Annotated in this window: 9 protein-coding genes; 5 read left to right on the plus strand and 4 right to left on the minus strand. The window is 57.1% G+C overall.

Translation table 11 applies throughout. The features are described from left to right. Nucleotides 1–191 (plus strand): hypothetical protein (locus tag SMC5_RS10595; protein WP_165848925.1); only part of this gene is annotated, 191 nt, incomplete at its 5' end. Between the two features lie 36 nt (nucleotides 192–227). After that, on the plus strand, nucleotides 228–593 hold the full coding sequence (locus tag SMC5_RS01950) for a DUF488 domain-containing protein (RefSeq protein ID WP_119119372.1): 366 nt from the start codon (nucleotides 228–230) through the stop codon (nucleotides 591–593). 9 nt (nucleotides 594–602) lie between these two features. Here the strand turns inward: SMC5_RS01950 and SMC5_RS01955 are convergent, their stop codons facing one another. Then, nucleotides 603–2,135 carry a DNA methyltransferase gene (locus tag SMC5_RS01955; protein ID WP_119119373.1) on the minus strand — a complete coding sequence of 511 codons (1,533 nt, stop codon included), beginning with the start codon at nucleotides 2,133–2,135 and terminating at the stop codon, nucleotides 603–605. Nucleotides 2,136–2,169: 34 nt separating this feature from the next. Continuing rightward, a complete protein-coding gene (locus SMC5_RS11565; RefSeq protein WP_407079755.1) occupies nucleotides 2,170–2,730 on the minus strand; it encodes a putative iron-sulfur cluster-binding metallochaperone in 561 nt (186 codons plus the stop codon). Between the two features lie 195 nt (nucleotides 2,731–2,925). On the opposite strand from SMC5_RS11565, the gene pyk reads away from it, so the two are divergent. The 3 genes from pyk to SMC5_RS01975 all read left to right on the plus strand — a co-directional run bounded on the left by pyk (nucleotide 2,926) and on the right by SMC5_RS01975 (nucleotide 6,571). Further along, complete coding sequence (pyk, locus tag SMC5_RS01965) at nucleotides 2,926–4,359, plus strand: pyruvate kinase (protein ID WP_119119375.1); 1,434 nt, start codon at nucleotides 2,926–2,928, stop codon at nucleotides 4,357–4,359. 99 nt (nucleotides 4,360–4,458) lie between these two features. Continuing rightward, a complete protein-coding gene (locus SMC5_RS01970) occupies nucleotides 4,459–5,820 on the plus strand; it encodes an MFS transporter (RefSeq protein WP_119119376.1) in 1,362 nt (453 codons plus the stop codon). Beyond that, a complete protein-coding gene (locus SMC5_RS01975) occupies nucleotides 5,804–6,571 on the plus strand; it encodes an alpha/beta hydrolase (protein ID WP_165846178.1) in 768 nt (255 codons plus the stop codon). The genes SMC5_RS01970 and SMC5_RS01975 overlap by 17 nt, the downstream gene beginning before the upstream one ends. Nucleotides 6,572–6,649: 78 nt before the next feature. Here the strand turns inward: SMC5_RS01975 and SMC5_RS01980 are convergent, their stop codons facing one another. Both SMC5_RS01980 and SMC5_RS01985 read right to left on the minus strand, forming a co-directional pair. Then, nucleotides 6,650–7,987: an ABC transporter permease gene (locus SMC5_RS01980; RefSeq protein ID WP_119119378.1), complete on the minus strand. Its 1,338-nt coding sequence runs from the start codon at nucleotides 7,985–7,987 to the stop codon at nucleotides 6,650–6,652. Beyond that, entirely contained in the window at nucleotides 7,984–8,709 is a 726-nt protein-coding gene (locus SMC5_RS01985) for an ABC transporter ATP-binding protein (protein ID WP_119119379.1), read from the minus strand. Before SMC5_RS01985 ends, SMC5_RS01980 begins: the two co-directional genes overlap by 4 nt. Nucleotides 8,710–8,950: the final 241 nt, after the last annotated feature.

Below are 8,950 nucleotides of genomic sequence, written 5' to 3' on the forward strand. Positions count from 1 at the left end.
TCGGCCCTGTCGAGGCCGTCAACGGGTTCTGGGTCGCGCGCGCCGGCCAGGACAAGGAATACAGCGTCCTGACGTGGAAGAGTGAACAGCAGGTCCGAAGCCGCATGAGTCGTGCCGGTACGATTTGGTGGGTGCTCAGCCTGATCGCGTTCGCAGCAGGGGTCCTCGCCATCATCATTTCGTTCAACTAGCGTATCTGGTCAAATTCACGGCGACAGGAGGAACCCATGCCTAAACCGATCCAGGCAAAGCGTGTGTACGAAGAATACAGTCCCGACGACGGGACGCGCGTCCTGGTAGAGCGTCTGTGGCCCCGTGGCTTTACCCGTGAGCGGTTGCACGCCGACTCGTGGCTGCGCGAGATCGCGCCGACAGCAGAACTGCGCACGTGGTATGCGCACGACGTCGCAAAGTGGCCGGAGTTTGTAACACGGTACACCGCCCAGTTCGACACGCAACCCGACTTGGTCGAGTCACTGCTGCAGATAGCCCGCCATGGTCCACTCACGCTGCTGTACGCAGCTAAGGATACCGAACACAACAGTGCGCTCGTTCTGCTGAACTACCTCAAGGGCCAGCTCAAAGCAAGGTAGCGTTTCCGTCTATTCGCCGAACAAACCGCCCTTTGCCTCATCGGCGCCCGGCTCAGCGATGATGGTCATCTTGCGGCCGTTGCGGACCTCTTCGGGTGGCAGTTGCAGGGGAAGAAATTCCTTGAACAGGTCTGTGGCGGACACCAGTTGCAGGCGCGGGATCTCGCGCTGGTTGTTGTACTTGTAGACACCCGCCTTGCGCGCCTCAGTGCGCATCCCTTCAATCGGTTCCTGCAGCGTAACGAGGATGCCAAAATCAGCGTCCTGATGGTCCACCGTGCCGGCCAGGTCACGCACCATGCCGGGGTTGACCGCAATGGTCCCCTTGACCGAGATGACACCCTTGCCCGCCTTGCTGGCCTTGGCCGGGTCCCAGAAGTGCAGCACGCCGTCCACGCCGTGGTCGCCCGTCTTGCGGTCGCTGGGCATGGCGCCGGGGATACGGCTGAGCGCCCAGTACTGAAACTGGAATGGCGCCCGTGCAGCCAGCTGGTCGGCGCCCATCACGTCTGCAGGCGCACCCTTGATGACGAAGTCCTTGCCCTCCGTGAGACCCGTCTTGCGCAAGCGTCCCGCGATAAGGTCGATAGACAGGTACGTGATGTCGATGCCCACCCACTGCCGGTTCAGCTTCTGCGCCGCGGCGACGGCCGTGCCACAGCCACAGAAGGGGTCCAGCACGACGTCGCCCTCGTTGGACGACGCCTGGATGATGCGTTCCAGCAGCGCCTGTGGCTTCTGCGTTGGGTAGCCTATGCGCTCCTTCGCCGCTGAGTTCAGAAGTGGCATATCCCATACGGTATCGACGGGCTTCCCTTCTGCTAGAACGTCATCAACAAATCGCACGTATCGGACTCCAGGCTTTCCTCCGTCCGCCCAGATAAACTCACGCCCTTGTTCATCCACTTTCACATCATGCCTGTGTCCAAGGAACTCAGACTTCGACCAAGGAACGGAAATGTGGTTGACCGTGGCCGTCTCACTCTTGGCATAGAACAAGATGGTGTCGTGCTTCCTGCTGAAGTGTGTATCGTAGAAATCGGTCCTCTGACCGTAATGCCAGACGATCTCGTTCCGGTAGTTCGCAACTCCAAACACGGCATCCATCAGCAATTTCAGGTAGTGGCTTGCCGTCGGGTCACAGTGCAGGTAGATGCTGCCCGTATCCTTCAGCACGCGGCGCAGCTCCAGCAGGCGCGGAGCCATCATGGTCAGGTACGCCATCATGGGCGTCTCGCCCAGGTACTCCCGCATGGACGTCATCAGCTTGATGAGGCGTTCGCCGGGCGGCTGGCTGGTGAGGTCACGGTCGATGACAAAGCAGCGATAGGTCTCGTCAGCCTCAGCACTCCACGTCCAGGTATCTTCAAAGGCCTGGATCTGCGCCGTGGCCTTGGCAGCCGACTTCTTCTCGGGCTGAAAGATAATGTTGTAGTTGGCACCGCTGTTGAACGGCGGATCAAGGTATACCAGGTCGACGGACCGGTCTGCGATACTCTCCCGTAAGACTTCAAGGTTGTCGCCAAAGTAAAGCGTGTTCATGCCTTCCCTCCCAGCATTTTCTGCAGGTGCGCCACTATGTCCCGCTAAGGGACGTCAGGTACTTCTTGACATTTCCCAAACAACAGGAACCCTCCGGGTTGTTGACTTCACATCCACATCGACCAGCCTTGATGTGCTCTGAGATTTCATGTACAGCCGTACTTTGTCCCACCTGATCATGGTCAGCCTTCAACTTTCGCCGAGTCCAGCCAAAACAGTAACAAATGGGACAGTCCGGGTCGTCGCTCTTGGGGAAGACAGGTACCTTGAGGTCTTGTGTCCGGTACATGCCACCCTTACCATTGAAATAGACGACCTGGCATTCCGGATTTGAGCACATCCGATAGTCCCCATCGGCCTCCAGCGTGGCCAAGGCTTCGGGTAATAGAAGACTTTTCATGGTGATAATTTTGATGCCCTTTCCCTTGTGGCCACACTGAGGACAGTTAATTTCTGTATCAACTGTAACAGGGCTATTTTTAGTAGCACAACAGTCTTCCACAACTACCTCCATGTGTAGAGAATCTCCCATTTTCGGTTTCCTGAAGTTATTGCGCTGCTGTGAATCTGAGATGATACATAATGCATAACGCATGTTGCGTCACACAGGGAAAGTAGCCCTGAAAGACAGCCATGTCAAGCCTGCCCGAAGCCTCCAGCAAGCAGGTTCCATTCACGCCAGATTCGGACCCCGGACAGACGTGTGGAACCCTTGTTCATTTGTGCCGGGCTGTGTTGGACTATCATGTATTGGAGATAGACAATCTGCACCCTGACCATGGAGGAATATATGCCTGACAACACGAACGTCAAACGTACCAAGATTGTCGCCACACTTGGGCCAGCGACGAATTCCGAGGAGATGATCCAAGCGCTCGCGGAACATGGTGTGGATGTCTTTCGGATCAATTTCTCCCATGGTACAGACGAAGAACGACTTGCCACGATTGCTGCCGTGAAGAAGGTCCGCGGCCAACTCAACCTGCCACTCGCCATCCTGCAGGACCTCCAGGGACCGAAGATCCGTCTGGGAACGTTCAGTCAGGGACCATGCGAGATCATGACCGGAGGCGTCTTTCGTCTTACAACCCAAGTGGTAGATGGAAACGCCGAACAAGCCAGCGTGGACTACCCTCCTGTCACCACCGAGGTTCGGCCCGGAGAGCTCATCTTCATCAATGACGGCCTGATTCGTCTCAAGGCACGCGAAATCCAGGGTGATACCATCGTGACGGATGTCCTCAAAGGAGGAATCCTTTCGGACCACAAGGGGGTCAACTTCCCTCAATCGGACCTCCATGTCCCGTCAATCACGGAAAAGGACAGGCATGATCTTGTCACGGGCCTGCGAGCGGGCGTCGACTATGTGGCTCTCTCGTTCGTGCGCACGTCAGACGATGTCCGCGACCTCCGCACGCTCATGGAGACCCACGGAGCGCATGTACCGATCATCGTCAAGGTGGAAAAGTGGCAGGCAGTCCAAAACATCGAGAGCATCCTTGCCGTAGCAAATGGCATCATGGTCGCCCGGGGAGACCTCGGTGTCGAGATGCCCATCGAGGAAGTCCCCATCATCCAGAAGAAACTCATCGCCCTGTGCAATCGAATGGGCAAGCCGGTCATCACCGCGACGCAGATGCTCAATTCCATGGTGGAAAACCCATCTCCCATGCGCGCAGAAGTTACGGACGTAGCCAATGCCATCTTCGACGGCACGGACGCTGTCATGCTCAGCAACGAGACGGCCGTCGGCAAGTTTCCCGTGGAAACCGTCGAGATGATGGGTCGCATCATCGAGGCGACCGAGCGAAGCAAGATGTACTGGACCACTGTGGAAGCCCACGATGCCGTGTCTGCATCGGACACGCCGGATGCGATCGCTCACGCTGCTGTCCGCACGGCTCAGACTGTCGGAGCCAAGCTCATCGTCTGTGCGACAGAGTCGGGCAGGACGGCGATCCTGATGTCGCGCTGCCGCCCTCGCACTCCCATCCTTGCTCTCACGCCAAGCGACCTGGTCCAGCGCCGCCTTGCACTGTACTTCGGCATCATCCCGATGGTCGCCGAGCAGTTCGAGAGTGTCGACCACATCCTTCGCACCGCAGTCGCAATGGCGCACACGTCTCACCTGGCACGACGGGGCGACAAGATCATCATTACCGCAGGTTCGCATGCAGGTGTCGCCGGCAGCACCAATCTCATCAAAGTCGAGGATCTGGACTAGACTCGCTCCCAGAGCATTGCAAATCGACCGGTACGCATAGAATGAACTTGGCATAATACCCCGGGATTCCGGGGTATGTCATGACAAGGGGGAATAGACGTGAAAAGAAAGGCATCCTATTTCAAGATCTTCCTGCTTGGATTCGGGTTCTTCGGTATCTCGGTCCTCTGGTCACTGTACAACTCAGATATTCCTATCATGTTGAAGAGTCTCTACAATTTATCCTACACGGCGTCAGGATGGGTGATGAATCTCGACAACATCCTGGCGATAACACTCATCCCGCTCGTAGGTTTCTGGTCGGACCATGTATGGACGCGTATTGGGCGTCGTATGCCGTTTATCATTTCAACAATGCCCGTAGGAGCTGTTCTGTTTGCGCTGGTTCCCTGGATTCCACTGTGGTTTGGCTCCAGCGCAACATCTCTTGTTGTGTTCATTCTTGTTCTGTTCCTGATGAACGTCTGTTTGGGGATTTCACGTTCGCCCATCATTGCTCTGATGCCGGACCTCGTTCCACCGGAAGAACGCTCACCGGCCAACGGCGTCATCAATTTCATGGGAGGATTCGGATCCCTGCTGGTGTATTTTGTTATCGGCAAGATCTCGACGACCAACAGACCGCTGGGGTTTGCCATCGCAGGAGCGTCAGTTCTGGTGGCTGCCGTTATCATGTTTCTGTCGATCCATGAGACGCGTGACTCGCTTGACCGCAAGGCTCCACAATCGGAACATGCTGACTTTTCCCTGCTTCGTAAGATATGGACGCCGAAATACCGCAGTCTCCTGCTCATCTGCCTGGCCATTTTCTTCTGGTTTGTCGCATATAACGCCATTGAAACTTACTACCCGACTTACATGCACTACGAAGGTCCTGCAGTGAAAGCACTGATAGCCAAGCTTGGCACGGCTACACCCACAGACACGGCAAGCCTTGCACAGTTGAACAGTGTGCGCCAGACATCTGAGGCCAGCGCGAAATTCAATTTCGGCGTCATGTCACTAGCGTTCATGGTTCTGGCAATCCCGGCCGGATTCATTGGCAAAGCTCTGGGGCGCAGGAGTACAATCCTTATAGGTCTGACAGGTGTCATTCTCATGGTGCTCCTGCTCGCCCTCAACATCGCAGGCATAGGAGTACTGGCGGTATTCGTCATGGGAGGCCTGTCCTGGGCACTGGTCAACATCAATTCGTTGCCAATGGTACTTGACATGGGCTCCCTGGAGATGGTCGGAGCACTTACCGGCGTTTACTATTTCTTCTCACAGGCAGCAGATATTATCAGTCCTCCACTTGTCGGGCGCATCGCCGACCTCGCAGGCGGGACGATGTCAGTCATGTTCCCGTATGCGGCTATCTTCTTCGTGCTCTCGGCGGTCTGCATGCTCTTCATACGCTCTGAAGACAAGCCAGAGATCTCATCCGACCAGACCCTTTCTGCCAATGGCCCTGCCGTTTGACGAGGCCTCGGCAGCCTCAATCCGCCGCCAGGCAGGCTCAGACACAGCCTGCCTCCTGCTGCACGGCCTGACCGGCGCACCTGCTCGCGACCTGTGGTTCCTCTCGGATTATCTGTCTGCACGCGGTATTTCCGTCGTCGCTCCGCTTCTCACAGGCCATGGCAAGACGTGGAAAGAACTGGACCTCGCAACGTCGGAGTCCTGGCAGCATGACGCCCTCGCAGGGCTCGATGAAGCACGCGCGATGGGCAAGACGGTCTTCGTCGCCGGCCTGTCGATGGGTGGAACGCTCACCCTGTACCTGGGAGAACACCATCCCGAGATTGCAGGCCTTATCACTATCAACGCGCCCGTCTATCTGGACGACCCCAAGATGAGACTGATCCCGATATTGCGACACTTCCGGAAGAATCAGCCCAAGGGACCTCCCGACGTCGCTGATCAGGACGTCATGCTGCCGGATCTCGGCTTCAACTCCCTGGAAGCTGTGTATCAGTTTGAACGCCTCATGCAAGGCGTGCGTGAAGACCTCGGCATGGTGACCCAGCCCTTGCTGTCCTTCCGCTCGACGCAAGACCACGTCGTCCCGCCGCGCAATGCGGAGTACATCCAGGACCACGTCAACAGCCGCATCAAAAGTGTCATCACACTGGAGCGGTCCTACCACTGTGCCACGATCGACTATGACCGCGAGAGGGTTGCGGCCGGCATCGAACAATTCATCACGCTGGTACAGAAGCAGCAAGTCTGAGAGACCGTCTCTTACTTCAACTGGCACGACAAACCCCCAGCCCTGAGGCCGGGGGTTTTCACAGAGCGGGACCTGGTACTACTTTCGGCGAATGCGCCAGCTGATGCCTTCGCGCTCCAGCGTCCAGCCGCCAGCGCGCAATCCACGACGCGCTGTGTTGAGCTTCATGGTCAGGATGCGATCGGTCGAGAAGATCCGGGCTGCGACCGTGGCCAGAACCAGGAACAGCGCGAACTGGTAGATAATGCCTGCGACGACCATCGTGAAATTGTGAGCGAAGATGAACTGAGCTGCCATAAATGGGTGCGAGAATGGGATCGCATAGATAAGCCACTTAAGAATAGGCGATGTCGTGTTGATGTCGATGAACATGGTCATCAGATAGGGCAGCAGGACGATCATTATGAGCGGCATGATGAGGATCTGTACGCTCTTGAGGTCCTCGGCGAACGCCCCCAGGATGACAGCGATGGACAGAGCTACCATGATCCCCATGAACACGCTCAGACCGAGAAGAACGTAACCGCGGAGGTCGAGAACCAGGCCAAGCTTCTGGATTGCCTGGCTGGCAGTTCCGGAGGTACCACCACTGCTTCCCAGGAGACTGCCCATATAGCTCTTCATGCCGACCATGTATGCGGCGGCCGAAATCAGCGCGACGATACCCGCGGCCATCATCTTGGCCGTGACCAGGGCGCCACGCGCAATGGGCGTCGAAAGTAACGTCTCGAGAGTCTTGTTCTCCTTCTCACCTGCGATCGAGGCAGCAATCATCTGAGCGGCCAGGATGATCACCAGCGTCAGGACGATCGGTATGACCATCGTCTGCTGCATGACGACATTGACGATCGACTGGGGGTCACCTTCTGCCGATACCGCCCCTACCGTGACAAATGTCTGCGCGTTGATGGCGTGCCTGACGATGGCGGGATCCAGCCCGGGAGCCCCCGCCTTGATGTACGTGTCGCCAACATACTCATTCATGGCGCTCAGGGCCGCGTCGAGGTTGAACGTCCCCTTCATGCCCAGGATCGAGAAACTGCGGAGAATCGTATACGTCTGCACAGTCTGCGGCTTTCGCTCGTTGATGCCTGCCTCGAACCCCCGTGGGATGACGACCACTGCAACGCCGTTCTCCGACGCAACCTTGCGGACGATGTCGTCCACGGCGCCCTCGGTGATGGTCGTGACCTTGAAGTCCGCCTTGGCAAGGATACCAGCAAGCATGTCTGACGTCTGGCTGCGGTCAAGGTCCACGACCGTGATGGGCTGCGGGACGGCCTGCTTCTTCTGCTCCTGATTGATGACCCTGCCCAGGAACCCATAGATGACCATGACCATCAGGATGGGGATCAGGGTCTGCCACGTGAGCATCTCTTTCAGTTCCTTCTTCAGGAGGACGAAAAATCTCCTCATTGCTTCACCACCTGAACGAAGACCTCTTCGAGGTTCGCTTTGCCATATTTATCCTTGAGTCCCTGCGGCGTCCCCACGTCGTGGATGGTGCCCTTGTCGACGATGGCCACGCGGTCCGACAGGTACTCGATCTCCAGCATGTTGTGACTTGACAGGAGCACGGCCATGCCGTCGGCTGCCGTTCTGCGAATGGACTCACGGATGTCGATGGCAGCAACCACGTCGAGGCCGCTCGTGGGCTCGTCGATAATGGCCAGCTTCGGCCTCGTCATGACGGCTCGTGACAGAAGCAGCTTGCGCGTCATGCCTTTGCTGTACGTGCCTATCTTGTCACGCAACCGCTCGCCCAGCCCAGTGATATCCGAGGCTCTCTGGATGTACTCACGCTGGACGGCGGTATCGGAAGCAAACAATTCTGCCATGAAGCTCAGGTAGCCAAGACCCGTCAGGTTCTTGTAGGCACCGGCCTCTTCGGGCAAGTAGCTGATGACCTCGCGTATCCGGGCAGCGTCCTTCTGGATGTCCATGCCATAGACACGAGCAGTGCCCGCCGTCGGCTGCAGGATGGTCGCCACGATACGCAGCGTCGTTGTCTTGCCGGCGCCGTTGGGTCCGATGAGCGCGAAGATCTCCCCTGGCGCCACCTCAAAGCTGACACCATGGAGTGCCTCGAACTTGCCATAACTCTTTTTCAGATTCTCTACGACGAGTGCATGTTCCATGCGTTACCTCCGTTCCGGACACGGTCCATCGCTCACGCGGCTGTACAGTTGACTCCGCCCCCGAATCAACATGAGGGGCACCGCAAACATGCATTTTACCGATGCACACCGGGTCTGTCAACCCAGAGAGCGCTTAGGAATTGCCATCCTGCCCCGTCGATTGTGAACGCCGTGATTGTACCCATTCATTGTTCCACAATCAATGCACTAAACTAAAGGTTTTGTATCCTGTCTTGGATCG

Source organism: Candidatus Cryosericum odellii, from assembly GCF_003570935.1.
In the GTDB taxonomy this organism is placed as follows: Bacteria; Caldisericota; Caldisericia; order Cryosericales; family Cryosericaceae; genus Cryosericum; species Cryosericum odellii.